At 64.5% G+C, this 24,569-nt stretch carries 21 protein-coding genes; 7 read left to right on the plus strand and 14 right to left on the minus strand.

The features are described from left to right. Positions 1 to 27 precede the first annotated feature (27 nt). The gene (gene hcp / locus FHS84_RS08685) at positions 28 to 1,695 is read right to left on the minus strand and encodes a hydroxylamine reductase (protein ID WP_166933051.1); all 1,668 of its coding nucleotides are present in this window, start codon (positions 1,693 to 1,695) and stop codon (positions 28 to 30) included. A gap of 185 nt (positions 1,696 to 1,880) precedes the next feature. Here hcp and FHS84_RS08690 point away from each other — a divergent pair, with 185 nt between their 5' ends. Next, positions 1,881 to 2,771, plus strand: a complete 891-nt coding sequence (locus FHS84_RS08690; protein WP_166933053.1) for a hypothetical protein — start codon at positions 1,881 to 1,883, stop codon at positions 2,769 to 2,771. Between the two features lie 59 nt (positions 2,772 to 2,830). Here FHS84_RS08690 and FHS84_RS08695 read toward each other — a convergent pair whose 3' ends face one another. Further along, positions 2,831 to 4,927 (minus strand): transglycosylase domain-containing protein, encoded by a 2,097-nt coding sequence (locus tag FHS84_RS08695; RefSeq protein ID WP_166933055.1) that lies wholly within the window; start codon positions 4,925 to 4,927, stop codon positions 2,831 to 2,833. Between the two features lie 75 nt (positions 4,928 to 5,002). Further along, positions 5,003 to 6,073, minus strand: coding sequence for an AbrB family transcriptional regulator (locus FHS84_RS08700; protein ID WP_166933057.1), 1,071 nt, complete (start codon positions 6,071 to 6,073; stop codon positions 5,003 to 5,005). A 124-nt stretch (positions 6,074 to 6,197) separates the two neighbouring features. Between FHS84_RS08700 and FHS84_RS08705 the strand changes: the two genes are divergently transcribed. Together FHS84_RS08705 and FHS84_RS08710 are read left to right on the plus strand one after the other, a co-directional pair. Further along, positions 6,198 to 6,761, plus strand: a complete 564-nt coding sequence (locus FHS84_RS08705; protein WP_166933059.1) for a TMEM165/GDT1 family protein — start codon at positions 6,198 to 6,200, stop codon at positions 6,759 to 6,761. 51 nt (positions 6,762 to 6,812) lie between these two features. After that, on the plus strand, positions 6,813 to 7,184 hold the full coding sequence (locus FHS84_RS08710) for a hypothetical protein (protein WP_166933061.1): 372 nt from the start codon (positions 6,813 to 6,815) through the stop codon (positions 7,182 to 7,184). Positions 7,185 to 7,191: 7 nt separating this feature from the next. Here FHS84_RS08710 and FHS84_RS08715 read toward each other — a convergent pair whose 3' ends face one another. Both FHS84_RS08715 and FHS84_RS08720 read right to left on the minus strand, forming a co-directional pair. Further along, the gene (locus FHS84_RS08715; RefSeq protein ID WP_166933063.1) at positions 7,192 to 7,752 is read right to left on the minus strand and encodes a DUF4337 family protein; all 561 of its coding nucleotides are present in this window, start codon (positions 7,750 to 7,752) and stop codon (positions 7,192 to 7,194) included. A 57-nt stretch (positions 7,753 to 7,809) separates the two neighbouring features. Continuing rightward, positions 7,810 to 8,229 carry an MgtC/SapB family protein gene (locus FHS84_RS08720; RefSeq protein ID WP_166933065.1) on the minus strand — a complete coding sequence of 140 codons (420 nt, stop codon included), beginning with the start codon at positions 8,227 to 8,229 and terminating at the stop codon, positions 7,810 to 7,812. Positions 8,230 to 8,356: 127 nt separating this feature from the next. Here FHS84_RS08720 and FHS84_RS08725 point away from each other — a divergent pair, with 127 nt between their 5' ends. After that, on the plus strand, positions 8,357 to 8,974 hold the full coding sequence (locus FHS84_RS08725; RefSeq protein WP_166933068.1) for a TonB family protein: 618 nt from the start codon (positions 8,357 to 8,359) through the stop codon (positions 8,972 to 8,974). A gap of 55 nt (positions 8,975 to 9,029) precedes the next feature. Here FHS84_RS08725 and FHS84_RS08730 read toward each other — a convergent pair whose 3' ends face one another. Both FHS84_RS08730 and FHS84_RS08735 read right to left on the minus strand, forming a co-directional pair. Beyond that, positions 9,030 to 9,536, minus strand: a complete 507-nt coding sequence (locus FHS84_RS08730) for a DUF1993 domain-containing protein (protein ID WP_166933071.1) — start codon at positions 9,534 to 9,536, stop codon at positions 9,030 to 9,032. Positions 9,537 to 9,628: 92 nt separating this feature from the next. Beyond that, a complete protein-coding gene (locus tag FHS84_RS08735; protein ID WP_166933075.1) occupies positions 9,629 to 10,762 on the minus strand; it encodes a hypothetical protein in 1,134 nt (377 codons plus the stop codon). A 257-nt stretch (positions 10,763 to 11,019) separates the two neighbouring features. Between FHS84_RS08735 and FHS84_RS08740 the strand changes: the two genes are divergently transcribed. After that, positions 11,020 to 12,330, plus strand: a complete 1,311-nt coding sequence (locus FHS84_RS08740; RefSeq protein ID WP_166933077.1) for an alkaline phosphatase family protein — start codon at positions 11,020 to 11,022, stop codon at positions 12,328 to 12,330. Positions 12,331 to 12,546: 216 nt separating this feature from the next. Here FHS84_RS08740 and mfd read toward each other — a convergent pair whose 3' ends face one another. Together mfd and FHS84_RS08750 are read right to left on the minus strand one after the other, a co-directional pair. Continuing rightward, entirely contained in the window at positions 12,547 to 16,032 is a 3,486-nt protein-coding gene (gene mfd, locus FHS84_RS08745; protein ID WP_166933079.1) for a transcription-repair coupling factor, read from the minus strand. Continuing rightward, on the minus strand, positions 16,020 to 16,337 hold the full coding sequence (locus FHS84_RS08750) for an FAD assembly factor SdhE (RefSeq protein WP_208393774.1): 318 nt from the start codon (positions 16,335 to 16,337) through the stop codon (positions 16,020 to 16,022). Before FHS84_RS08750 ends, mfd begins: the two co-directional genes overlap by 13 nt. Positions 16,338 to 16,395: 58 nt before the next feature. Between FHS84_RS08750 and recG the strand changes: the two genes are divergently transcribed. Further along, positions 16,396 to 18,477, plus strand: a complete 2,082-nt coding sequence (recG, locus tag FHS84_RS08755) for an ATP-dependent DNA helicase RecG (protein WP_166933081.1) — start codon at positions 16,396 to 16,398, stop codon at positions 18,475 to 18,477. 262 nt (positions 18,478 to 18,739) lie between these two features. On the opposite strand, the gene FHS84_RS08760 is transcribed toward recG, so the two are convergent. From FHS84_RS08760 to FHS84_RS08775, 4 genes are all read right to left on the minus strand, one after another. Beyond that, positions 18,740 to 19,036, minus strand: coding sequence for a hypothetical protein (locus FHS84_RS08760; RefSeq protein ID WP_166933083.1), 297 nt, complete (start codon positions 19,034 to 19,036; stop codon positions 18,740 to 18,742). 190 nt (positions 19,037 to 19,226) lie between these two features. After that, a complete protein-coding gene (locus tag FHS84_RS08765; RefSeq protein WP_166933086.1) occupies positions 19,227 to 19,925 on the minus strand; it encodes a carboxypeptidase-like regulatory domain-containing protein in 699 nt (232 codons plus the stop codon). Between the two features lie 99 nt (positions 19,926 to 20,024). Then, on the minus strand, positions 20,025 to 21,347 hold the full coding sequence (locus FHS84_RS08770; RefSeq protein ID WP_166933088.1) for a hypothetical protein: 1,323 nt from the start codon (positions 21,345 to 21,347) through the stop codon (positions 20,025 to 20,027). Beyond that, on the minus strand, positions 21,344 to 22,270 hold the full coding sequence (locus FHS84_RS08775) for an ABC transporter ATP-binding protein (protein WP_166933092.1): 927 nt from the start codon (positions 22,268 to 22,270) through the stop codon (positions 21,344 to 21,346). Before FHS84_RS08775 ends, FHS84_RS08770 begins: the two co-directional genes overlap by 4 nt. A 158-nt stretch (positions 22,271 to 22,428) precedes the next feature. On the opposite strand from FHS84_RS08775, the gene FHS84_RS08780 reads away from it, so the two are divergent. Beyond that, a complete protein-coding gene (locus FHS84_RS08780) occupies positions 22,429 to 23,736 on the plus strand; it encodes a UDP-glucose dehydrogenase family protein (RefSeq protein WP_166933095.1) in 1,308 nt (435 codons plus the stop codon). A gap of 16 nt (positions 23,737 to 23,752) precedes the next feature. Here FHS84_RS08780 and FHS84_RS08785 read toward each other — a convergent pair whose 3' ends face one another. Beyond that, positions 23,753 to 24,568, minus strand: a complete 816-nt coding sequence (locus tag FHS84_RS08785; RefSeq protein WP_166933097.1) for a hypothetical protein — start codon at positions 24,566 to 24,568, stop codon at positions 23,753 to 23,755. Position 24,569 lies beyond the last annotated feature (1 nt).

Consider the following 24,569-nt stretch of genomic DNA (forward strand, 5'->3'; position numbering starts at 1 on the left):
CCGGCGGCTTCCTTTTGCGCGGAAGACTTATGCCGCGCGGGTCATGCACTGAGCGATATCGGCCTTGGCGTCTTCGCCGATGCCGGAAATACCGAATTTCTCGACCAGCACGCCGACGAGCGCGGGCGTCAGGAACGCCGGCAGCGACGGGCCGAGCTTGATGTGGCGCACGCCGAGCGCCAGCAGCGTGCAAAGGATTGCCGCCGCCTTCTGCTCGAACCACGATACGATCAGGCTCAGCGGCAGATCGTTGACGCCGCAGCCGAACGCTTCGGCGAGCTTGGTGGCGATGATCAGCGCCGAATAGGCGTCATTGCACTGGCCGATATCGAGCAGGCGCGGCAGGCCGCCGATGGTGCCGAAGTCGTGCTTGTTGAAGCGGTACTTGCCGCAGCCGAGCGTCAGGATGACGGTGTTCGCGGGCGCGTTGTCGGCAAAGTCGGTGAAGTAGTTGCGGCCCGACTTGGCGCCGTCGCAGCCGCCGACCAGGAAGAAGTGCTTGATCGCGCCCGACTTGACCGCGTCGATCACCTTGTCGGCAACGCCGAGCACGGCATCGCGGCCGAAGCCGGTGAGGATGGTCTTGTCGTCGCCGTCGTTCTCGAAACCGGGCAGTTGAAGAGCCTGTTCGACGATCGGCGAGAAGTCGTCGCCGTCGAGATGCTTGATGCCCGGCCAGCCGACCGGCCCGAGCGTCCACAGCCGTTCGGAATATTTCTTCTGCGGCTTGATCAGGCAGTTGGAGGTCAGCACCACCGGACCTGGGAAATCGGCGAATTCGAACTGCTGATCCTGCCAGGCGCCGCCGTAATTGCCGGCGAGATGCTTGAACGCTTTCAGGTTCGGATAGCCGTGCGCCGGCAGCATTTCGCCGTGGGTATAGACGTTGATGCCTTTGCCTTCGGTCGCCTTGAGAATGGCGAGCAGATCCTTCAGGTCGTGACCCGAGACCAGGATCGCCTTGCCCTTGATCGGATTGATGCGCACCGGCGTCGGCGTCGGGGTGCCGAACGTGGTGGTGTTGCCTTTATCGAGCGCTTCCATGGCGGCGAAATTCACCCGGCCGATTTCGAGCGCTTCTTCGAGCAGCACGCCGAGATCGGCTTCGTTACTTGCCAGCTTGTCGAGGGCGCGTTCGATGCCGGCGAATACCGCATCGCGTTCTTCGCCCAAGACCGAAGCGTGATGGCCGTAGGCGGCCACGCCCTTCACGGCATAGAGCAGCAGCGCCCGCAGGCCGATGGCGTCTTCACCGAGGGTTTCGACATTGTACTTGACGCCCGCTTCCTTGGCCTGGGCCAGAATGGCGGCCTGATCGGCGCCCGGCGAGAAGGTGGCAGGACCGGCGAGTAGTTCGGGTTCCTGGCCGGCGGCGCGCGCGGCGGCTTCGTAGGCAATCTTCATCTTGGTGCGGATACGCACCGCATCGCCGATCCAGGTGACGAACTTGGCGGCGTCGAAATTCACGTTGGTCAGGGTCGAGAACACCGCGAACAGAAGGAAGCGGTCGGCTTCGATGTCGGTGGCGCCGAGCGCGCGGGCCTTTACCGCGTATTGGGCGATGCCTTTGCAGACATGGATCAGCACGTCCTGCAGATCGGAGGTCGGCGCATCCTTGCCGCAAGCCCCGCGCGTGCCGGTACAGGCCGCGATGCCGTTGTCGAATTGGGTCTGTTCACATTGGTAGCAGAACATCGTTTCCTCCGGTTGGGTAAAGTGGTATTGCCCATACATCTTTTATGGAAATGTACGCCTGCCGAATGATGCGTGCGAAATGACGGATTGCCGCATGTGCGAGCGGCTCGCAAAAGCGGCCTGGAAAATACGTCTATAACGGGTGCGGCGCGCCTCTATACTCCATCAAAACAAGGGGATGGCGCATGCGGCGGGAATTGGTTCTGGCCTTCGGGCTGATGACGGGAATGGCGTCGGCCGCGGAGGATGCGGTTGTTCCCTTCACGGTGCAGCAGATCAGCGGCTCGCGCCCGATCGTGACCGTTACCGTCAACGGCCATGACTATCCTGCAATTGTCCATTCCAATGCCGGGCTGTTCCTGCAGATCAATCACGCCCAGGCCGCCGCGGTCGGGGTGAAGGATCTGAAACACAAGGATTCCTACGGCATCGAAGCGCCGGGCAAGGTGAGTGCGCTCGGCCGCGATACCGGCACGGTGGAGCGTTTGGCGGTGGGCAGTGTCGCGGATCGCGATGCGCCGGTGGAGGTGTTCGAAAAGCCGGCCGACGTCACCATGCTGGGCCTCGGCTGGATCAAGGCGCACGGCATCATCGTCGATTTCGCCAATGGTAAAATCGTCGTGCCCGGCGGGGCCGAAACGCCGAAACGCATCGGGGCGCTTTTAAAAGAGGGCGGTTATTCCGCCCATGCGATGCGGTGCGATCCGGTTGACGGGCGCTATCTCGTCACCGTTTCGATCAACGGCGAGAAAGCCGAGATGGTGGTGTCGACGGTGGTCGACGGCACCATCGACACCGCTTTTGCCGCCCGAGCCGGCGTGCATCGGGGCCGCGTCGTCGGCAATTACGGCGGGCCTTCGGGCGCCACCGGCGAGGAGTACGAAACCGCTGCGCCGGTGACAGTCGCCATCGACGGCTGGCATTCGCAGCCGCAGAAGCTGACGATCGAAGATACTTACGCTTATGTGAAGCAGGCCCGTCCCGCCGACGCGCGCGGCGGCATGCTGGGCGCCGATTTCCTGATCGCCCACGGCGCTGTGGTCGATTTCGGAACCATGACCCTTTATCTGCGCTGAGCGAGCCAGGACTCCACCAACAAAAAGCCCCGCCGGTTGGGGCGGGGCTTTCGCGAAACTCAGTTGTCGCCGGGTGGCGGGGCGGTCTTGGGCTTTTCCTCGTCGCCGCCGAACAACCAATTGAAGAACCCGCCGGTCGTTTTGCGCTTGGCTTTGTCCTGGCGCTGATCCTGCGGCGCATCGATCTGCGGCGTGTTGTTGATCGCCGCTTCGTCGTCGGCCGACAGGCCGGTACCGCTCGACAACAGGCTCTGGTCGAGGCCGAGGGCGTCTTCCGGCGGCGAGCGGTCGAGGCCTTTCGGCGGCAGACCGGCTTCGGCGACCTTCATCACCGACTTCCACATCTGGGCCGGAATGGTGCCGCCGGTGACGCCCTTCATCGGCGAGGAATCGTCGTTGCCGACCCAGACGCCGGTGACGTAATCGGTGGTGAAGCCGACGAACCAGGCATCGTGATAGTCCTGGGTGGTGCCGGTCTTGCCGCCCGCTTCGCGGTCGTAGAGGTTGGCGCTGAAGCCGGTGCCGTGACTGACCACGCCGAACAGCATGGCGGTGAGGTCCTTCATGACGTGCTCGGCGATGACGCGCTCGGGCTCGCGGTTCTGGCGCTGATACAGGATGCGGCCGTCGGCGCCGTTCACCTGCGTCACCATATAGGGGCGCACTTTCAGTCCGCCCGAGGCGAACACCGCATAGGCGCTGGTGAGTTCGAGCGGCGTCACTTCACTGGTGCCGAGCGCGATCGAGGCGTTGGGCGCCAGCTTGGAGGCGATGCCGCAGCGCTTGGCCGCTTCGACCACCTGATCGACGCCGACTTCCTGCGCCACCTGCACCGCGATGGTGTTGACCGAATGGGCCATGGCATTGGCGAGCGTGATGGTGCCGTAGGCGCGGCCGCCGAAATTGGTCGGGGCCCAGCCGTCGATATAGACCGGCTGGTCGTCGCGGGTTTCCCAGGGGGAGAGGCCGGATTCCAGCGCCGCCAGATAAACGAACGGCTTGAACGCGGAGCCCGGCTGACGATGGGCCTGAATGGCGCGGTTGAAGGTAGATTCGGCATAATCGACGCCGCCGATCATCGCCACCACGGCGCCGTCCGGCTTCATCGTCACGATGGCCGCTTCGTGGACATTGGCCTTCTTGGCGGCTTTGCCTTCGATCACTTCGCGCGCGGTGCGGCGGGCCGCTTCCTGCAGCTTGGGCTCCAGCGTGGTGTGGACGATGAGGTCGCCGGAGAGCTGGCGTTCGCCGTTGTTGGAGGCGAGCTTCAAGGCCTCTTCGCGGGCGGCATCGAGATAGTAATTGCGGGCATCGACCGAGGCGCGGTCGACCACCACGGCGGGATGGGCCTTGGCTTCGTCGGCCTGGGCCTGCGTGATGGCGCCGGTTTCGACCATGGTGGCGAGCACCACGCCGGCACGCTCCTGGGCGGCGGCGAGATCGCGCCGCGGCGAGAACACGCTCGGCGCCCGCGTCAGCGTCGCCAGCATCGCGGCTTCGCCGAGCGAAAGCTCGCGCGCGGACTTGCCGAAGTAAACGCGGGCGGCGCCATCGACGCCATACGCGGCGGAGCCGAGATAGATGCGGTTGAGATAGAGCTCCAGGATCTGCTTCTTCGACAGCGACTTTTCCAGCACCGCCGCGTCCATCTCGGTCTTGATGCGGCGGGTGAAAGTGCGTTCCTGGTTGGTGAAGAGGATCTTCGCGGTCTGCTCGGTGATGGTGGAGCCGCCGGCGACGGTATGACGGGCGCGAAGGTTCGCCATCATGGCGCGCACGATGCCGCGCGGATCGACGCCGTGATGGGAATAGAACCGGCGGTCTTCCATGGCGATGAACGCCGCCGGCAGATAGGCGGGCATCTCTTCCAGGGTCAGGCGGTCGCCGACCGCGGCGCCGCGCCGTCCCACCACCTTGCCGTGGGCGTCGAGGAAGGTGAAGGCCACTGGCCGGTTGAGGGCGTAAAGGTCTTGCTTGAGATCGAGCGGCGGCGCCACCACCGCCAGGATCGTCGGCAGCAGGAACAAGCCGAGCAGCGGAATCGTCACGATTCCCACCACCCAAACGGCGATCTTCAACAGGCGATTTTTGCGAGCGATGATCCAGCCTCCAAAGGCGTCAGCACCGCGCAGGAACCCTTCCCAAATCTGGCCCATGCGATTTCCCCGCGTAAGAGGCGCTTAGTCGCCCATATTTGGGGCGGATTCAAGACGCGGCGAATTAACCGGGTGTCACGAACCGGCCTTTCCGGCCAAAAAACGCGCCAGCGCCGGGCCGGTGGCGAGCACCACCATAAAGCGCACCATCTGCATCGTCATCACGAATGGCACGTCGACTTTGGACGAAGCGGCGATGATGGCGACCGAGTCCGCCCCGCCCGGCGAGGTGGCGAGATAGGCGGTTAACGGATCGAGCCCGGCCACTCGCGCCAGCACCATGCCGAAGCTGCCGCAGACGGCGATCAGGACCATGATGGATGCGAGCAGCCGCGGCGTCGCCCGCGCCGCGTGGAGGAAGATTTCGCGGGTGAATTTGAGGCCGATGCTCCAGCCGAACAGCGCATAGGAAATCGCCAGCAGCCAGGGCGGCAGCACGATGGTGGCGGCGCCGGTCCAGGAAAGAACGCTGGTGGCGACGAGCGGCACCATCAAGGCGCCGGCGGGCACACGAAAAACCTTGCCGAGTGCGGCGCCGCCCAAGGCGATGCCCAGCGTCACGGCGAAGGCGGCCGGCTCCAGCGGCGGAAACCAGTCGACCGGCGGCATCCGGTGGCCGCCGCCCGCCATTGCGAGGCTGGCCACCACGCTGGCGGCGCCGGCAACGCACATCACCCTGAGATATTGCATGAAAGCGACGAGGCGCACGTCGGCGCCGAAGGCTTCCGCCATCACCGTCATGGTCGAGGCGGCGCCGGGCGAGGAGCCCCAGATCGCGGTGGTGCCGGGCAGGACGCGCCAGCGGGTCAGAAGCCAGCCCAAGAGCGCCGCGACGACGACCGTGAAGCCGACGCCGATGACGAACACCGGCCAGTCGTGCGCCACTTCGGTGAAGTTCGACAGCGGCAGCGAATGGGCGATCATCACCCCGACCACGCCCTGGGCGCCGGCATAGAGGAACTCGGGCACCCGGATGGAGCCGCCTGCGGCGGAAAACAGGATGCCGGCCAGCATCGGCGCCAGCAGCAAGGCGGCGGGCAGCCGGAACGTCTCGAGCACGATCAGGAACGCCAGCGAGAAAACGCCGACCACGCCCCATTGCAGGAACGGGCGTCCGTCAAAGTGCCGCATCAGCCGGTCGATCATCGCGGCGGTTGTCTGAACGCCTTTCGCTCCGGTTGCAAGGTGGCCTTTTCTGCCGCGCGCGGGAGAGAAAGAGCGCGACTTCCCGCCCATTGCACTTTGCCGGCGGCTCGGGCTTGGTGCGGTCATGGAAGCGTTTCTCGTCACCCTGGGCGCCGTGGGCGTTGCCGAAATCGGCGACCGCACCCAGTTGCTCGCGCTGATGCTGGCGGCCTGTTATCGCAAGCCGGTGCCGATCCTGCTCGGCATCGTAGCGGCGACGCTGGTCAACCATCTGGCGGCGGGCGCGATCGGCATTCTGCTCGCCGATTTCCTCCAGCCGCGCATCCTCGACACCATCGTCGCGATCAGCCTGTTCGTGATGGCGGGCTGGACGCTGATCCCCGACAAGGACGGCATGAAGCCGGATTGCTCGGCGCGCAACGTGTTCCTGGCGACGTTGTGGATTTTCTTCATGACCGAGATCGGCGACAAGACCCAGATCGTCACCACCACGCTGGCGGCGGGTTATCACAGCCTGATCCCGGTGGTGGCGGGCTCGACGCTCGGCCTGCTCGCAGCCGATGCGCCGGTGGTGTTCCTCGGCAACGCCTTCGCCCATCGTTTGCCGCTGAAACTGATCCGCATGGTGGCGGCTGCAATCTTCGCCGTGCTCGCGATCTTCTTCGCGATCAAGGCGTTCGGCGTCTGACGCCCGGTTTCATGCTAATCTCCCGCCGAGTTGCGAAGGACGCGCTTGGCCATGGCGAAAGACAAACTCTGGGCGGAGACGCCGGAAAAGCACGATTATCCGGCGGCGTTGGATTATCTGTCTTTGCTGATGAGCGACGCGGCCGCCGCCGCGCTGGTGGCGAAGTTCAAGACGGCGCGGCTGACCCACCGCAAAGCCAAGGACATCCTGCGCGCCAGCGGATTGCCGATCTTGCCGCGCGACAACGCCCATGTCGCGCGCGATCTCAAGAAAATCCGTAACGGCAAGAAGCTGTCGCCGGTTCTGCTGGTGCGCGGCGACCGCAATGCCGGCGTTCCGCTGGCCATCGCCGACGGCTATCACCGCATCTGCGCCAGTTGGCACACCGACGAGAACGCTTTGATTCCCGGCCGCCTGGTGTGAATGCGGCTCACAAAAACGCGGTGGCGAGCAGGGCGGCCCCGCCCACGCCCAGAGCGGCCGATCCCATCCACAACCAGTGACGCCGGGTAACGAGCGATACGGTGGCGAGCGCGATTGCGATTTCGAACAAGGTCGCCGCCCCGGTCAGCCAATGATGACGCGCTTCGTGCGCTTTGCTTTCGCTGAGCAGTTCGGCGCGTTTTTGCTGGGCCGCAACGGCATGCGTGCGGATTTCGGCCTGCTTGGCCGCCTGCTCTTTGGCGGTCTTGGCATAGCGGGTCGCCGCCGCCGGGTTGAGATCGCCCGCGATGGTATAAAGATGCCGCTTCAGACTGTCGGCCTGATATTCGCTCCAGGCATCGGTCGCTTCGTCTTGCGACAGCGTCGCTTCGCCGGTGGCCGCCAGCGCCGAAGCGGTCTCGATGGATTCGAGATTGCCCGCCACCGCGGCGCATGCCGCCAATGCCGCTATCAGCATCGCCAGGTGCGACACGAACCGGTCGGGGCTGTGGCCTTCATGGGCGAGGTGTTCGGTGTGTTCGTGCGCTTCGAGCGGGGCGTCGTGCATGGTCAGGTCCTTTGGCGGGCCGCAGGCGTTATGATGAAGCCTATCGGCGCGCAAGCATCAATGCTTGGTCTGGCCGAGACGGGATTCGAGCCAGCCGGCGACGATCAAGAGAACCAGCATCAACCCGCCGCCGATTGCCACCAGCGGCCACAGGCCCATGCCGCAAGCGCCGCCCAGCGCCGCCGACGTCCAGATGGCGGCCGCCGTCGTCAGCCCTTCGATATTGTGCCGGTGATGCACGATGACGCCGCCACCGAGGAAGCCGAGGCCAGCCAGGGCGCCTTGGATTACGCGCGACGACGCTGCGGAATCGGCGGTCGCGCCGGTTGCGGCCAGCACCGCCACCGCCGTCCCCAAGGTGACGAGGCTGATGGTCCGGACACCGGCGGATTTGTGCCGCAGTTCGCGATCGAGCCCGATCAAGGCTCCGAGCAGCGCCGCGGCGCCGAGGCGCAAGGCCACATCCGTCCAGTCCATGCGAACTCCCCGATTCGAGTCCTTTCACCATTTTAATCGTCAACCATTGGCGCGCGCGCTACAACTGTCATCGCGGTGACACCATTCTGGCGGCCAAATCGCGGCTGCTGCAAAAGGGGGGATTTCGATGAACAAACGGATTTGGCTGGCGCTGGCGTGCACGAGCATCCTGGCGAGCGGTGCGGCGCTGGCGGATACCCATCCCCGGCTCGCGGGCATCAAGGAGTGCGATGCACCGAATTCGCCTGCGGATGGGCATGTCCGGTTCCTGGTCAAGGTGTCGGCGACCGGCGTCGTCGAAGACGTGCAGGTGGCGGAGTCGAGCGGCGATGCCTCGTCCGACCGGCGTGCCGCCAAATGCGTCGCCGGCTACAGCTGGACACCGGCGACCCATAACGGCGAAGCCGTCGAAGGCGTCGCCCATTTCACCTTTAATTTCGGCGTTCGCGTCGGCGATTTGGCGGACGGGCCGCGCAAGGCGTTCCATGTGCTCGAGCGCGATGCCGACCGGCGCTGCCGCAAGCTCTATCCGATCGATCCGCGGCTCGACATCGGCGGCCAGCCGATCACCCTCGTCGCCGTGGCGCGGCTGAAAGACGGCGAGATCCAGACCAAGGTGATGCAGTCGGCCGGCGAAAAGGCCGACGCCGCGGCAGTCAAGTGCGTGACCAAGCTGGTGGCGGATCATGACGACCTGCCGGCCGAATTCGCCCGCACCATCGCGGTGGACTGGTCGCACCGCTGAAAAAAACGGACCCGCGCGATGCTTCGGGCGGGTCCGTCGATAAGGGACTGAAACCTTACTGCGCGCTCATGAAATCGCGCTTGCCGACTTCGACGCCGTTGTGGCGCAGGATCGCGTAAGCCGTGGTGGTGTGGAAGAAGAAGTTCGGCAGCGCCCAGCGCATGAGATAATCGGCGCCGCTGAACTCGAACTTGTTACCGTGGATGTCGAGCACGATGTGCTTGTCGTCGGAACCGTCGATCTGTTCCGGCTTGAACGACTGCACGTAGTCGAGCGTCTTGGCGATGCGCGCCTGCAGATCTTCGAACGTCGCTTCGGTATCGGCATAGCTCGGGATTTCGACGCCGGCGAGGCGCGACAGCGAACCCTTGGCGTGGTCGGTCGCGATCTGCACCTGACGGGTCAGCGCGAACATGTCGGGGAACAGCCGCGCCGTCACCAGCACGTTGGGATCGATCTTCTTGGCCGCGCAATACGCTTCGGCCTTCTTGAGCACGCCCGCGAGCGCGCTGAGATACTGCACATAGACCGGAACGGAGGCGGTATACATCGAAAGCGGCATATTAGTTCTCCCTGAGTTCGGCGTGAATTTAGTGTGTGCGGCGCCGCAGCGAAACCGGCATTCGCACACACCAAAAGGTTCGTGATCAACGGTCACAGCCAGGCGAGCAGATGACGCGTCGGCGTCAGCGGCAGGGTTTTCGGCAGGCGCCGTTTCGCCAGCCACCACGGCCGCCAGATTTGCCGCCACATCGCGACATCGAGCGGCGCGCTGTCCCAAGGGAAGCAGTCGTCGGGCACGCGCCGAAGGTCGTGCCGCGCCAGCCAGCGATGCGCCGCCCACCACAGTTCGGCCGGGGCCACGACGTTCCGCGGCAGCCGGATTTCGTAGAGGTTGGGCAAGGGCTCGCTGCGGCTGCGCGTCAATCGCAGGGTCGCGATGCGCTGCCCGTCGCGCCGCACGCTCCACAGGCGCGAGGTGTTGTGGGCGAGATCGCTGCCGTAGGTGCGCAGGCAGTTGTCCATCGCCTGCGCTTCGGCGACGAGGTCGGCGGCGGTGGCGAGCGGTACGAAGTCGTAACCGTCGATGTGGTCGGGCGTCAGCCAGACATCGGCGAGCTTGCCGTCGCCGAGATTGAGATGCAGATCGACGGTCTCGATCCACTGCCGTGCCCAGCGCTGCGCCGTCGCCATGTTCATCGCCGGACGAAACGGCTTTTCGATCAGCGCCGCGCCGCGCGTGCCGGGCTCTTGCGAAAACCACGCCCACAAGGCGATGCGCCGGATCTGCCGGCGGTCGAGCACGCGCACGCGGTTCTTCAGGCGGCTCACTTCGCGCGCCAGCCACACCGCGACGTCCTCGTTGCCCCAATAGGCGGCAAGCGCCACCGCTTCGAGCCAAGCCTTGGCGTTCACCCGATGCTGCGGCAGGTGATTGGCGATCCGGCGCACGAAGTCGGGCGAATCCGGCAGCGGCGGCAGCGCGCCGAAAAAGCATTCCGGCGGCAGTTTCTTCAGCCATAGCGGCACGCGCGCGGCCTCGGCGATGGCGGCCAAGGGATCGCCCGCGACCACCAGCGCCGTCAGCGGTGCCGGATCGGGCGCATGCGTCAGCGCCACCGCCAGCGCCGGAAAGCTGACGGCGAGATCGGCGAGCCGGGGATGGCGCGCCGCCAGCGCCGCGACCGGGGCGCGGACCTCGTCGCGGAAGCGTTTGAGATGCTGGTCGAGCGAACGCGGAGCCGCGTCCACGCGCCAGGCAAGGCGCACAGAAGTATGGATTGTCATGACTTTTCGATGCCGCGCGACGGCGGCGGTTCCTGGAAAATGTGTGGGCGTAGATGCCTGGATTCACCCAGGCGTCACGGCGTCAGAGATCGCGCCACGAGCCGGGGAAGCGGTCCACTTGATTCAAAATGTGCCTCCCTCATCGAAACGAGGACCGAGATAAATCAATCGGCGCGCGGATTCAACCGGGATATGATGCAGAACCGTCACACGCGTAAGTCAAAAATCACGCCGCACGAGTCACGAAGGGAATATCCATGAAATTGCGCGCCGCCTTGCTTGCCTTGACGCTTCTGGCCGGAGCGGCCGAGGCCGGTCCCGTTCTGATGATTTCGCTCGACGGTCTTCGCCCCGCCGACGTGATCGAGGCGGAGAAGAAAGGCCTCAAGCTGCCGAACCTCACGGCGTTTTTGAAACAGAGCGCGTATGCCAGCGGTGTCAGGAACGTGCTGCCGACCGTGACGTATCCCGATCACACCACCCTCATCACCGGCGTCTGGCCCGACAAGCACGGCGTCGGCAACAACGAGATGCTCGATCCGACCGGCAAGAATCTGCAGGGCTGGTACTGGTACGCCGAAGACATCAAGGTGCCGACATTGTGGGATGCGGTGCACGCATCGGGCGGCAAGGTCGGTTCGGTTGGCTGGCCGGTGTCGGTGGGATCGCTGGCGATCGACGAAAACGTGCCGGAATACTGGCGCGCCCAGAATGCCGAAGACCTGAAGCTGTTGCGCGCGGTGGCGACGCCCGGTCTGATCGGCAAGCTCGAAAAGGAAACCAGGCTGCCGCTCGGCGCCCTGTTCGGCGAGGATCCGCAGCACGATGTCGCTCGCGCCACGTATGCCATCGAGATCATGGCCGATCTCAAGCCTCAGTTCATGACCGTGCATCTCGTCAGCCTCGATCATTATCAACACACCTATGGGCCGGATTCGGCGGAATCGAAGAAGGCGCTGGAAGCTCTCGATGCCGATGTCGGCAAGCTGATCGCCGCCGCCAAAGCGGCTCATCCCGATGTCACCATTGCGGTCGTCTCCGATCACGGTTTCGCCGCGGTGCATGACGGCGTCTATCTCGACCGGATTTTCGCCGAGGCGGGCCTCATCACCATCGAGAACGGCAAGGTCACGGATTGGCAGGCCTATGCCTGGAACGCCGGCGGTTCGGCCGCCATCGTGCTCAAGGACCCGAATGATGCGGCGGTGAAAGCGAAGGTCGAAGCGCTGCTGGCCAAGCTCGCCGCCGATCCCAAGTCGGGCGTGGCGCGCGTCATCGATGCCAAGGCGGTTGCCGAGCGCGGCGGTTCGCCCAAGGCGTCGTACTGGGTCGATTTCAAGATCGGCTACAGCGGCGAAGGCGACTTCACCATCTCCAAGACCTACACGCTGAAAGGCACCCACGGCTATTTCCCCGATCACAAGGAAATGCGCGCCACCTTCATGATCGCCGGCCCCGGCATCAAGGCGGCGAAGCTCGGCGAGATCGACATGCGCGACATCGCGCCGACCCTGGCGAAGGTGCTCGACGTGAAACTCGACAAAGCCGACGGCAAGCCGCTGCTGTGATGGAGCCAGTATTGTCATCCCCGGCTGAGCCAGCGTAGCGCAGCGAAGGGAAGGGGACCCAGGTCGTCACGTCGCTGGGGCGGCAAAAGGTGAGCACGTATTCTTTGACATCGACGCGTGTGCTTACACCTGGGTTCCCTTCCCCTCGCATTTCACTGCTGCTGCGCAGCGCGAAGTGCTCGGCCGGGAATGACACTATTTGTAGGTCCGTTCCGCCTAAGCCGCCTCGGCCAGTTTCGCCAGCGCCGTCAGCACGCCTTTGACGCCTTTGAGCCGCGTGTCGGCATCGTCCCAGTTGCGGCTGATGACGATCTTCTGGTCGGGGCGCACTTTCACCGTGCCGGCGTGATCGTTGATGAGGCGCACCAGGCCGATCGGATTGGCGAAGGTATTGTTGCGGAAGCCGATGATGCCGCCCTTCGGGCCCGCATCGATCTTCTCGACGCCCGCCTTACGGCACAGCGCCTTGATCGCGGCGATCTCGAACAGATGGTTCACTTCTTCCGGCAAGGGGCCGAAGCGGTCGATCATCTCGGCGGCGAAGCGGTCCATATCGGCGCGATTTTCGATCCCGGCCAGCCGCCGGTAGAGCGCCATGCGCACATTGAGATCGGGCACATAGGTTTCCGGAATCAGCACCGAGGCGCCGATATTGATCGACGGCGACCATTGGTCGTCGACGGTGGCATCCGTGGCATCGCCGCCGGCGCGCAATTGCGACACCGCTTCTTCCAGCATCTCCTGATAAAGCTCGATGCCGACTTCCTTGACGTGACCGGATTGCTCTTCGCCCAAGAGATTACCGGCGCCGCGGATATCCATGTCGTGGCTCGCCACCGTGAACCCGGCGCCGAGCTGGTCGAGCGATTGCAGCACTTCGAGCCGCCGCTGTGCGGTTTCGGTGATGGCGTGGTCGGCGGGCGTGGTCAGATAGGCATACGCGCGCTGTTTGGAACGGCCGATGCGTCCGCGCAATTGATAGAGCTGCGACAGGCCGAACATGTCGGCGCGATGCACCACCAGCGTGTTGGCGGTCGGAATGTCGAGACCGGATTCGACGATGTTGGTCGAGATCAGGACATGCACCTTGCGGTCGTAGAAGGCGCCCATCACCTCTTCCAGCGTTGTGGCCGACATCTGGCCGTGCGCCACCGCCGCTTTCACTTCCGGAACGTTGGTTTTGAGGAATTCCTCGGCCTCGCGTAGGTCCGAAATGCGCGGAGCGACGTAGAAGCTCTGGCCGCCGCGATAATGCTCGCGCAACAAGGCTTCGCGGATCACCATCGGATCGAACGGCGTCACGAAGGTGCGCACGGCCAGGCGGTCGATCGGCGGCGTCGTGATCAGCGACAGATCGCGCACGCCCGACAGAGCAAGCTGCAAGGTGCGCGGGATCGGCGTCGCCGTCAGGGTCAAGACATGCACGTCGGCCTTGAGGCCTTTGAGGCGTTCTTTGTGCGCCACGCCGAAATGCTGCTCCTCGTCGACGATGACGAGACCGAGATTGGAAAATTCGATGTTCTTGGCCAGGAGCGCGTGCGTGCCGACGACGATATTGACGTCGCCTTTCTTCAAGCCTTCCTTGGTCTCGCGCACTTCCTTGGCGTCGACGAAACGCGACAGCTGGCGCACGGTGATGGGGAAGCCTTTGAAGCGCTCGGCGAAGGTGCGGTAATGCTGGCGCGCCAGCAGCGTCGTCGGCACCACCACCGCCACCTGATTGCCGGTCATCGCCGCCACGAACGCCGTGCGCAGCGCCACCTCGGTCTTGCCGAAGCCGACGTCGCCGCAGACGAGGCGGTCCATCGGCCGGCCTTTGGCGAGATCCTCCACCGCATCGGCGATGGCTTTTTCCTGATCCTCGGTTTCCTGATAGGGGAAGCGGGCGCAGAATTCGTCCCACACCCCTTGCGGTTTTTCGATTTCCGGCAGCGTTTTCAGTTCGCGCGCCGCGGCGATGCGGATCAGTTCGCCGGCGATCTCGCGCACGCGCTGGCGCGCCTTGGCTTTGCGCTGCTGCCAGCCGACGCCGCCGAGCTTGTCGAGTTGCACGCCGTCTTCGGCGCCGTAACGGGTGAGAAGCTCGATGTTCTCGACCGGCAAAAACAGCTTGCCGCCGTCGTATTGCAGTTCGAGGCAATCGTGCGGCGCACCGGTGACGTCGATGGTCTGCAGTCCGACATAGCGCCCGACGCCGTGTTCGATATGGGTGACGAGATCGCCCGGCGTCAGGCCGCTCGCTTCGGTGAGGAAGTTCTGCGCCTTGCGCGCCCGTTTGTGGGAGACCATGCGGTCGCCCAAAATGTCCTGCTCGGCGATCACCGCGAAATCGGGCGCTGCGAAGCCGTGCTCGATGCCGAGCACCGCCAGACCCACCGCGCCCGGCGCCATCTTGGCGGCATCGTGCCAATCGCTCACCGGCCGGATCGCCTTGACGCCATGGTCCGACAACACGCCGCCCATGCGTTCGGCCGAGCCTTCGGTCCACGCCGCCACGATGACGCGCTTCTTCTCGGCGATCAGGTCGGCGATATGCTCGCCCGCCGCCTTGAACACATTGACGCCGGTCTGCGCCCGTTCGGGTGCGAAATCGCGGCCGAGGTGCCCGTGCGCATCGACCGACTTCATCGATTCCGGCGCCTGGAACGGCGTGAGATCGCGCACCGGATGGCGCTTCAGCACCGTCTCCCATTCGTCGGCGGTCAGATACAGCGCCTCAGGCTTCAGCGGCTTGTACGGCGGGGCTTTCAGCGCGCCTTTCTTGGCCGGTTCGTCTTTGAGGAATTCGCGCCGCGTCTCGTAATAGTCGGCGATCAGTTCGAGCCGCGCTTTCTTGGCTTCCTCGGTGTGATGGCCGAGCATGACGAGGGCGCGGGGCGTGTAGTCGAACAGGGTTTCGAGTTTTTCGTAGAACAGCGGCAGCCAGTGCTCCATGCCGGGGCTTTTGCGCGCCTCGGACACGGATTCGTACAGCGGATCGTCGACCGCGGGCCCGAACGCCGCGACATAGCCGGTGCGGAACCTGCGCACCCCCGCTTCGTCGAGCGGCACTTCGCTAGCCGGCAGCAGTTCGATCGCCTGCACCTCGCCCGACGACAATTGCGTTTCGGCGTCGAAGGTGCGGATGGCATCGAGGCGGTCGCCGAAGAAATCGAGCCGCAAGGGTTCCAGTCCCGGCGGCCACAGATCGACGATGCCGCCGCGCACCGCGAAATCGCCCGGCTCGCGCACGGTCGAGGCGCGCGAATAGCCGTTGGCGGCGAGGTAATGCGAGAGATCGTCGTGGCTGACGGTGTCGCCGATCCTGGCGGAGAAACTGGCGCCGCGGATGATTTCGCGCGCCGGCACCCGCTGCAGGATGGCATTGACCGTCGTCACCACCACCGCGGGGCCTGAATCCTTGTCCCGCCGCGCCAAGGCGGCGAGGGTCGCCAGCCGCTGGCTTTCGATATCCGGGCTCGGCGACATGCGGTCGTAGGGCAGGCAGTCCCAGGCGGGAAAGCTCAGTACCGGCACCTTGGGCGTGAAGAAGGCGATGGTGTCGGCCGCGCTGGCGGCTTTGACGCCGTCCTGCGCCACCAGGATCACCAGACCTTTCAGCGATCCGGCGGCGGCCCCGGCCAGCCACGCATCGAAACCTTCCGGCGCGCCCGAGACCGTGATCCGGCCCTCGGTGCGGGCGATATAGTTTACACGTTCCAAGTGGGATCTTCTCGCGAACACAGCGCCTTGAGCCGGGCGAAGACGGGCGTGTCGTACGCCTCCGGCAGCGGCTTTTCGCCTTTCAGCCAGGCGAACACGTCCTGATCGGGCGCCTCAAGCAGGGCATCGAGCTGGTCGCAGGCCGCGTCATCGAGGGTGTCGATTTCCCGCGCCGCAAAGGTCCCGAAGATCAGATCGACCTCCTTGAACCCGCGCCGCTGGCACCGGAACAATAGCTGTTTGCGGCGGACCTCGATCGACCCACCGTTCGGAGCAGTAGACATGCTATTGATATAGCGTTCCAAACCGGGTTCTGCCAGTACCCGCCTGACGTCCGGCTAAGCCTCGAATATCGTTGCCAACATGCGCCCTGCGATTCTCTTTCCCTTGTTTGCCGACACCCGTTCCTTGGCGGGGGTGGGGCCGCGGCTGGAGAAACTGATCGCCACCGTGGCGGGTCCCCGGCTCAAGGATCTGGTGTTCGACCTGCCGGTCGGGGTGATCGACCGTTCCTACCGGCCCAAGCTGATCCAGGCGCAGGAGGGGCGCATCGCCACCGTCACGGTCAATGTGCTCGATCATCTGGCGCCGCGGGTGAAGTCCCAGCCCTATCGCGTGCGCTGCACCGACGACACCTCGGCGATCGAACTCGTCTTCTTCCACGCCCATCCCGATTGGCTGAACAAAGCTCTTCCCATTGGCAGCCAGCGCATCATTTCCGGCCGCATCGAACGCTTCAACAACCGCCTGCAGATGCCGCATCCCGATTACGTCGCCGCGCCGGGCGAGGACATGCCGTTGCACGAGCCGGTCTATGGCTTGACCGAAGGTCTGTCCGGCAAGGTGCTGGGCAAGGCGATCCGCGCGAGCCTCGAAAAAGTTCCCGCCATGCCGGAATGGCTCGATCCGGCGTTCCAGAAACAACGCCGCTGGCCGCCGTTTGCCGACGCGATCAAGAAAGCCCATGCGCCGGTGCACGAAGACGATCTGGCGCCGACGACGCCCGAACGCCAGCGTCTCGCTTATGACGAACTCCTCGCCAACCAGCTCGCGCTGATGCTGATCCGCAAGCAGATGCGCGCCGCCAACAAAGGGCGCGAATTGAAGGGCGACGGGCGGCTGAAATCGAAAGTGCTGGCGGCGTTGCAGTTCACGCTGACCGACGCGCAACAGCAGGCGGTGGCCGAAATCGAAGCCGACATGGCCAGCCCGACGCGGATGCTGCGCCTGCTGCAAGGCGATGTCGGCTCGGGCAAGACCGTTGTCGCGTTCCTGGCATTGCTCGCCGCCGTCGAAGCGGGGGCGCAAGGCGCGCTGATGGCGCCGACCGAAATTCTCTCGCGCCAGCATCTTGCCGCGCTCGAACCGTTGGCGACGGCGGCGGGCGTGAAACTCGCATTGCTCACCGGCCGCGAAAAAGGCGCGCCCCGCGAAGCCTTGTTGCAGGCGCTGGCCGACGGCGAGATCGACATTCTGATCGGCACCCATGCCCTTTTTTCCGACGACGTCGCGTTCAAGGACCTCGGGCTGGTCGTGGTCGACGAGCAGCACCGTTTCGGCGTGCATCAGCGCATGACCTTGCAAGGCAAAGGCGCGCACGTCACCGATGTGCTGGTGATGACGGCGACGCCGATCCCGCGCACGCTGGCGCTCACCGCGTACGGCGACATGGATGTGTCGCGCCTGCTCGGCCGCCCGCCCGGCCGTCAGCCGATCGAAACCCGCGTTCTGTCCTCCGACCGGCTCGGCGATGTGGTCGAACGCTTGCGCAGCGCGATGGCCAAAGGGGCGCGCGCCTACTGGGTCTGCCCGCTGGTCGAGGAATCGGAAAAAGTCGATCTCGCCGCCGCCGAAGAACGCGCCAAGGAATTGACGGCCACGCTGGGGCCGAAAGTCGGGCTCGTGCACGGCAAGATGAAACCGGCCGAGCGCGATGCGGCGATGGCGAAGTTCAAGACGGGCGAGATATCGCTCCTGGTCGCCACCACGGTGATCGAAGTCGGCGTCGACGTGCCGGAAGCGACCATCATGGTGGTCGAGCATGCCGAGCGCTTCGGCCTCGCCCAGTTGCACCAGCTCCGCGGGCGCGTCGGCCGCGGTTCGGGCAAATCGAGTTGCCTGCTCGTCTGGGTGCCGCCGCTCGGAGAGACCGCCAAAGCGCGGCTCGCTTGTCTGCGCGATACCGACGACGGTTTCGTGATCGCCGAAGAAGACTTGAAACTGCGCGGTCCCGGCGAACTCCTCGGCACCCGTCAGAGCGGCCAGCTCGAATTCCGCATGGCCGACATTGCGGTGCATGGCGATCTCCTCGCCGCCGCGCGCGACGACGCCGGCTTGATCCTGTCGCGCGATCCCGATCTCAAAAGCCCGCGCGGCGAAGCCTTGCGCGTCCTCCTCTACCTCTTCGGCCGCGACGAAGCGGTGAAGTATTTGCGCGCGGGATAGGGACGCGGCTCACACACACCTGTCATCCCCGGCCGAAGCCGCGTAGCGGCGAAGGGGAAGGGGACCCAGGTGTTCGAAAAGAAAAATTGTTCACGCGGAGACGCGGAGTTTTCTGCCCCACGCGGGCGCGATGTTTTCTCGGATTGCACTGTGACCGCGGGGGGAAGTGTCAGCCGACGCGTAAGCGGCGGGTGACAAAGGGGGGGGATTTTGTGCGGAAAACGGATCGAGACGGCTCGATGAACACCGCGCGGAATTTCTCCTAATTCTCAATGCAGGCAATGATAGCGAGGATTGTTATCTCCGCGATTAGCAAGATTTGGTATGCCAAAACCAACTTATTCAACCGTCGATCGCCGATCCCACGATGGCGGTTTAGCAGGATAAAATGGAAGCTCGCGGCCACGGTGCTGATGACTTTTTTTGAGGTCAGCGATTTACGTTTGACCGAGGATGGCAGTTGATCGGCTAATTCCAGCAGGCGTCTTTCAAAGCGTTCCGAAACCACCCATAGCGCACATACGAATAAGCAAAAAAGTGCAGCGAAATAGCTGATCATCTTTTGCCCCCACCCGTTGTATCCAGACGTCGCGAATAGGGGGACTATACTGGAGTCCTTACGCCACGCGTGCAAGCGAGCTGGATTGCGTCCCCGTATTTCAGAGGTTTTCTGCCCCCGGCGGTCACCGTACAGACTGAGAAAACACCGCGCCCGCGTGGGGCAGAAAAGTTTTGCGGCGCTCCAACCCTCACTTCCGGTATTCGGGCGCCGTATAGAAATACTGCCCTTCGCCGCGGTCGCCGTTGGCTTTGTCGGTTCCGACGATGCGGACGACATGCGTGCCTTTGGTGTACGCATTCGCCGGCGAGAAGTGCACGAGATAAGAATACATCACCGGACCGGGACCGACATATTCCTGCACCCGTTCGATGGTGTCGATCTTGGCCGCGACGCCGTCGACATCGATGGCGAGGTCCATTTCGGCGGGCAGCGGCGCGATATCGGGATCCTTCTTGGTGTCTTTGCTCTTGGCGCGCGTCAGGCTCATCGGGCGGAAATAGGCAATCAGGCCCGGCCCGGCGCCTTGCACCTTGAACACGTTGACGCCGTAGATTTCGAGCCGGTGATAACGCACGTCGATGGTCATGTCCGCTTGCACCGGCACGTTCCAGACCCAGGCTTCGAGCCGCGTCTTGCCGTAATCGGGCATGGTGATGGATTCGAGCGCCATATAGCGCCCGTCCTCGACGGTTATGCGATAGCGCCCCTCGGCGTCGGCTTTGGCGGTGTAGAGATCGTCGAAGCTCGACGATTTCAGCGCCACATCGGCGCCCGGCACCGGATGCCCGTCGAAATCGCGCACCGTGCCGCTGATGACATGCTGACCCGCTTGGGCGGCCGACAACAGTGTGACTGCGGCGGCCAGCGCCATCCATTTCGACATCATCATTACCCCCGAAAATTCCGCGACGGCCTACTGCCATCGCGCCGGGGGCGCAAGGCGCAATGCTGCGCGTCGGACTTGCGGTCGCAGCAAGCGTGATAACTAGCGGCTGCTTTTTTCGCTCAGCGCCATTTGCGTCACCGCGATGGCCCACACCGCCACCGCTTCGAGCCAGGCCGCGGCCGGGCTCATCCACAACGGATCGGTGCGATAGGGCAGGAACAGCGCCTGTCCGCCGTAGTATTGCAGGCTGTGCAGGATCGACGGCAGCAGCCAATAGATCAGGATCAGCACCGCCAGCGCCAGAAGATCGCCGCCGCGCCGCCGTGTCAGCATCGCCATCAGGACGATCACTCCGAGATCGCGGGTGACGAAGCCGAGAACGGCGCCGGTGGTGGCGAGCTCCGGTCCCATCGCCAGCATCGCGAACCGCACCATCAGCGCCACCGCGATCGCCGCGGCGACGAGATAGGACATCATCCAGCATTGCAGATGGCTCAGCGCCGCGCCGAGATGGAAGCGGCCGAACTCGCCGCCCAGCCAGCGCAACTGCACTTTGCTCTTGGGTTCGAGGATCGCCGCGACATAGGCGAGACCGGCAATGACGAGGCCCGCCAGCATCAGCCGGGCGGTGATTTCGTCGAAATGGAGCGGCGCGAAGGCGTCGAACCCGGCGGCATAGACGCCCATGAAGGCGAGAAAGCCGAGCCACACCCACGGCCCGTTCCTGAGCTTCAGTTCGAGCCGCATCTGGCGGTAGCAGCCGGTCAGCATCCAGCCGGCGAAGACCGCCAGCGAGGCGAGCAGGAAGGTGGAGGTCGGCAGCGTCCGGTTCCACCACAACAGCGTGTCGGTGCGCGGGAAGGTGCCGATGGAGGAGCCGGTCGGATCGGCGATGACGGCGACGGCCAACGCCGCGGCGAGTCCGGCGACTTGATAGAGGAAGACCTCGATATTGGTGCGGCCCTGGCGGCGGCGGGCACCGATCAGGCTGGCGCTGAGGCTAGTGGCGGTCGCGATCACGCCCATGGCGACGTAGTAGACGACCTCGGCGAAGGCGGCGGCGATGCCAGCGGTGTTAAGCGTGTCGGCCGCGATCACGGCGAGGCAGACAAGGCCGCCGGTCCAGTTGAACACGGTGGCGCCGAACAGCTTGCCCCACATCATGGTGCCGGGGCCGAGCGAGGAGAGGCGCTGGCTGTCCCAGGTGCGGTCGCGGATTTCGCCGACCACGCTGCGGGCGGCGTTATGGGTGCCCCACACCACCACCAGCACCAGGAACAGGGCGCGCGCCACGCCGCCCGGCGTGATGAGGCCGTTCGACAGCGCCGCGGCGAAGAAGGCGAGCGCCAGCACGGCGGCCATCACCACCAGCCTGAGCGGCGTCAGTTCGAGCCAGACGTTGCGCTGGAATTCGGGGTTCATCGGCCGATCTCCGCCTTGGCGCCCACTTGGCTGAAATAGGCCGCTTCCAGCGCCTTGGTGGCTTCACCGAAGGCCGACACGTCGAAACCGGCGTTGATGAGATCGCGGATAAGTCGGGCGCGCGCGGTGGCGCTGCGGGCATGGGTGAAGAGGGCGTGATATTCGTCGGCCTCGATCACATCGACGCCGGCGCGGGCATTGAGGAAATCCTTGAGGTCGCTTCGGGCCTTGGCGATTTCGACGAAATAGCGCGGCCGCTCGACGTCCTTCACCTTGATCGCCTTGCCGCCGACGATCAGCCCGTCCTCTATGATGAGCATCTCCGAGCAATAGTCTTCGAGTTCGGCGAGGATGTGCGAGGACACCACCAGCGTCATACCGGCGGTCTTCAAGGCGACCAGCAGCGCCGACAGATCGCGCCGCGCCTGCGGATCGAGCCCGGCCGCGGGTTCGTCGAGCAGCAACACCTTGGGTTCGTGAACGATGGCCTGGGCGATGGCGAGGCGCTGGCGCAGCCCGCGGCTCAGGTCGCCGGCCTTGGTATCGAGCCGGTCGACGAGGCCGACCCGGTCGGCGGCTTTCTCCACCGCGGTGGCGGTCAGGGCCGGAGCGATGCCGCGCGAACGCGCCGTGTAGGTCAGGATGCGGCGGACGCTGAGGGCGTCGTACAGGCCGCAAAAATCGGGCAGATAGCCGAGCAGGGCGTGGATGGCGCGCGGTTCGGCGCGGGTGTCGTGCCCGGCGACGGTGACGGTGCCGGAATAGGGGTCTTCGAGAGCGGCGAGACACCGCAAAAGGGTGGTTTTGCCGGCGCCGTTGGGACCGACCAGGGCCGTAATCGTTTGTGGCGCTACGTGAAGGGAGACACCCTTCAGCGCCCGCGTCGTCGGGTATTCGTAAACGAGATCGGTTACGGTAATCATGGCCCGCCAAGCCGGATATCGGAGGCGATCATACCCGCAATTTTGTCAAAGAATGTTAAGATTCGTGACTCGGCGGCATCGATTTTCCGGCTTTATTCGATTGCATGCGGCTTCCTGTCTTGCCACAACCTCATCCGTCCAGAACGCGAGGGTGAACGATGCGCATTGTCATGATCGGTTCGGGGTATGTGGGCCTGGTTTCAGGCGCCTGCCTGTCGGAGTTCGGCCACGATGTGGTCTGCGTCGATACCGATATCGCCAAGATCGAGGGGTTGAAGGTTGGCAAGATTCCAATCTACGAGCCCGGTCTGGACGAAGTGGTTGCCGCCAATGTCAAGTCCGGACGGCTCAGCTTCGAGACCGATCTGAAGGCCGCGATGGAAGCGGCCGAGGCGGTGTTCATCGCCGTGGGCACGCCGTCGCGGCGCGGCGACGGCCATGCCGACCTCAGCTATGTTTTCGCCGCCGCCGAGGAAATCGCCCATAACCTCAAGGGCTATACCGTGGTGGTGACCAAATCGACGGTCCCGGTCGGCACCAACAAGAAGGTCGCGGAGATCATCAAGAAGGTGCGGCCCGACGCCGATTTCGACGTCGCCTCCAATCCCGAATTCCTGCGCGAAGGTTCGGCGATCGAGGATTTCCGCCGTCCCGACCGCGTCGTGGTGGGCTGCCATTCCGACCGCGCCCGCGCGGTGATGCGCGAAATCTACCGTCCGCTGTATTTGAACGAGACGCCGATCGTGTTCACGACCTGCGAAAGCTCGGAAATCATCAAATACGCCTCCAACGCCTTCCTCGCCGCCAAGATCACCTTCATCAACGAGATGGCCAATCTGTGCGAGGCGGTGGACGCCAACGTGCAGGATGTGGCCCGCGGCATGGGTCTCGACGGGCGTATCGGCAACAAGTTCCTGCACGCCGGCCCCGGCTATGGCGGCTCGTGCTTCCCGAAAGATACGCTGGCGCTCTTGAAGACCTGCCAGGAATACGGCACGCCGACCAAGATCATCGAGGCGGTGGTGGCGGTCAACGACGCCCGCAAGATCCAAATGGGCGCCAAGATCGAGAAGGCGTTCGGCGGCGTGGCGGGCAAGACCATTGCCATCCTCGGCCTCACCTTCAAGCCCAACACCGACGACATGCGCGATGCGCCGTCGCTGGTGATCGTGCCCTATCTCAAGGACAAAGGCGCCAAAATCAAAGCCTTCGATCCCGAAGGCATGAAAGAGGCTAAGAAGCATTTCGAAGTGGAGTGGTGCAACGAGACCTACGAGACGCTGCAAGGCGCCGACGGCCTCGTCATCCTGACCGAGTGGAACGAGTTCCGCGCTCTCGATCTCGGCAAGGTGAAGTCGCTGCTCAAGCGCCCGCTCTTGGTGGACCTGCGCAACATCTATCGCCCCGATATGATGGCGAGCGCCGGCTTCCAATACGTCTCGGTCGGCCGCCCCGACGTCGGCTGACCGGACGCCGCCGGGCTCACCAATCCTTGGTGCGAATGTTGACGGAAAATGAGCCCGGCACCGGCTTTTCCGATACGACGATAAGATAACCGCCGCCCGGACCGGAATAGCAGGCGCCGAGGTATTGCGCCTGATAGGCGGCGGCCAACTCCATGATGTCGACCTTCATCACCGGATGGCGCATGGATTTCGGCAGCAGCACGTCCCAGCATTCGAGGCCCTGATTGACCGCCTTGCCGAGCGCGGGCGCGTCCATTTTCAGAATGGCGTCGTAGATCAGCTTGCCGGTGCGGCCGAGCTTGGCCACCCATTTGGGATCGAACCGCTTTTCGTCGAGCGGGTTGTAGCCTTCGGGGCGCGGCTCGACCGGAATGAGATGCAGCACTTTCTCCAGCCAGCGCGCGATCCGCGGCGCCGAGCAGTTCTCGATATGGACGGGGAACACGCCGCTCTCGTGGCGAAAATCGTAATCCAGCCGGTTGATGCCGGGATAGATGATCCCGATCATGTCTTGCGAGCCGCTCGGCTCGGCTTTGTAGGTGTTCTCGGCGTGATAGAGTTCGCGCACCAGCCGTTCCTTGGGCCGGTCCGGCAGTTTGTCGCCCCAGATGTCGAGGGCGACCATGCGGGTCGAACTGGCGATACCCGAGCGGCACATCGGACGGAAATTGGGTTCGATCTGCACCACCACCATGGAGCCGGGCGGCTTGGGATTGAGCCGCGACAGGAAGGGCTGATCGATCCAGCCGCCGCCGAGCTGCAAGCGGTTCGGAATCGTCCCCAAAAGCTTGGCGACCGGGCTTTGTTTGGCACGCTTCGATGTGATCGGCATG

Source organism: Rhizomicrobium electricum (assembly GCF_011762045.1).
Lineage (GTDB): Bacteria > Pseudomonadota > Alphaproteobacteria > Micropepsales > Micropepsaceae > Rhizomicrobium > Rhizomicrobium electricum.

What these genes read in the sequence shown, in the direction of transcription:
- FHS84_RS08730 (WP_166933071.1), bottom strand. Translation starts at nt 9,536, where the DNA reads ATGCCGCTTTCGATGTATACCGCCTCCGTTCCGGTCTATGTGCAGTAT.
- hcp (WP_166933051.1), bottom strand. Translation starts at nt 1,695, where the DNA reads ATGTTCTGCTACCAATGTGAACAGACCCAATTCGACAACGGCATCGCG.
- FHS84_RS08760 (WP_166933083.1), bottom strand. Translation starts at nt 19,036, where the DNA reads ATGATCAGCTATTTCGCTGCACTTTTTTGCTTATTCGTATGTGCGCTA.
- FHS84_RS08690 (WP_166933053.1), top strand. Translation starts at nt 1,881, where the DNA reads ATGCGGCGGGAATTGGTTCTGGCCTTCGGGCTGATGACGGGAATGGCG.
- FHS84_RS08700 (WP_166933057.1), bottom strand. Translation starts at nt 6,073, where the DNA reads ATGATCGACCGGCTGATGCGGCACTTTGACGGACGCCCGTTCCTGCAA.
- FHS84_RS08775 (WP_166933092.1), bottom strand. Translation starts at nt 22,270, where the DNA reads ATGATTACCGTAACCGATCTCGTTTACGAATACCCGACGACGCGGGCG.
- FHS84_RS08770 (WP_166933088.1), bottom strand. Translation starts at nt 21,347, where the DNA reads ATGAACCCCGAATTCCAGCGCAACGTCTGGCTCGAACTGACGCCGCTC.
- FHS84_RS08710 (WP_166933061.1), top strand. Translation starts at nt 6,813, where the DNA reads ATGGCGAAAGACAAACTCTGGGCGGAGACGCCGGAAAAGCACGATTAT.
- FHS84_RS08780 (WP_166933095.1), top strand. Translation starts at nt 22,429, where the DNA reads ATGCGCATTGTCATGATCGGTTCGGGGTATGTGGGCCTGGTTTCAGGC.
- FHS84_RS08735 (WP_166933075.1), bottom strand. Translation starts at nt 10,762, where the DNA reads ATGACAATCCATACTTCTGTGCGCCTTGCCTGGCGCGTGGACGCGGCT.
- FHS84_RS08740 (WP_166933077.1), top strand. Translation starts at nt 11,020, where the DNA reads ATGAAATTGCGCGCCGCCTTGCTTGCCTTGACGCTTCTGGCCGGAGCG.
- FHS84_RS08695 (WP_166933055.1), bottom strand. Translation starts at nt 4,927, where the DNA reads ATGGGCCAGATTTGGGAAGGGTTCCTGCGCGGTGCTGACGCCTTTGGA.
- FHS84_RS08705 (WP_166933059.1), top strand. Translation starts at nt 6,198, where the DNA reads ATGGAAGCGTTTCTCGTCACCCTGGGCGCCGTGGGCGTTGCCGAAATC.
- FHS84_RS08785 (WP_166933097.1), bottom strand. Translation starts at nt 24,568, where the DNA reads ATGCCGATCACATCGAAGCGTGCCAAACAAAGCCCGGTCGCCAAGCTT.
- FHS84_RS08720 (WP_166933065.1), bottom strand. Translation starts at nt 8,229, where the DNA reads ATGGACTGGACGGATGTGGCCTTGCGCCTCGGCGCCGCGGCGCTGCTC.
- recG (WP_166933081.1), top strand. Translation starts at nt 16,396, where the DNA reads ATGCGCCCTGCGATTCTCTTTCCCTTGTTTGCCGACACCCGTTCCTTG.
- FHS84_RS08725 (WP_166933068.1), top strand. Translation starts at nt 8,357, where the DNA reads ATGAACAAACGGATTTGGCTGGCGCTGGCGTGCACGAGCATCCTGGCG.
- FHS84_RS08715 (WP_166933063.1), bottom strand. Translation starts at nt 7,752, where the DNA reads ATGCACGACGCCCCGCTCGAAGCGCACGAACACACCGAACACCTCGCC.
- FHS84_RS08765 (WP_166933086.1), bottom strand. Translation starts at nt 19,925, where the DNA reads ATGATGTCGAAATGGATGGCGCTGGCCGCCGCAGTCACACTGTTGTCG.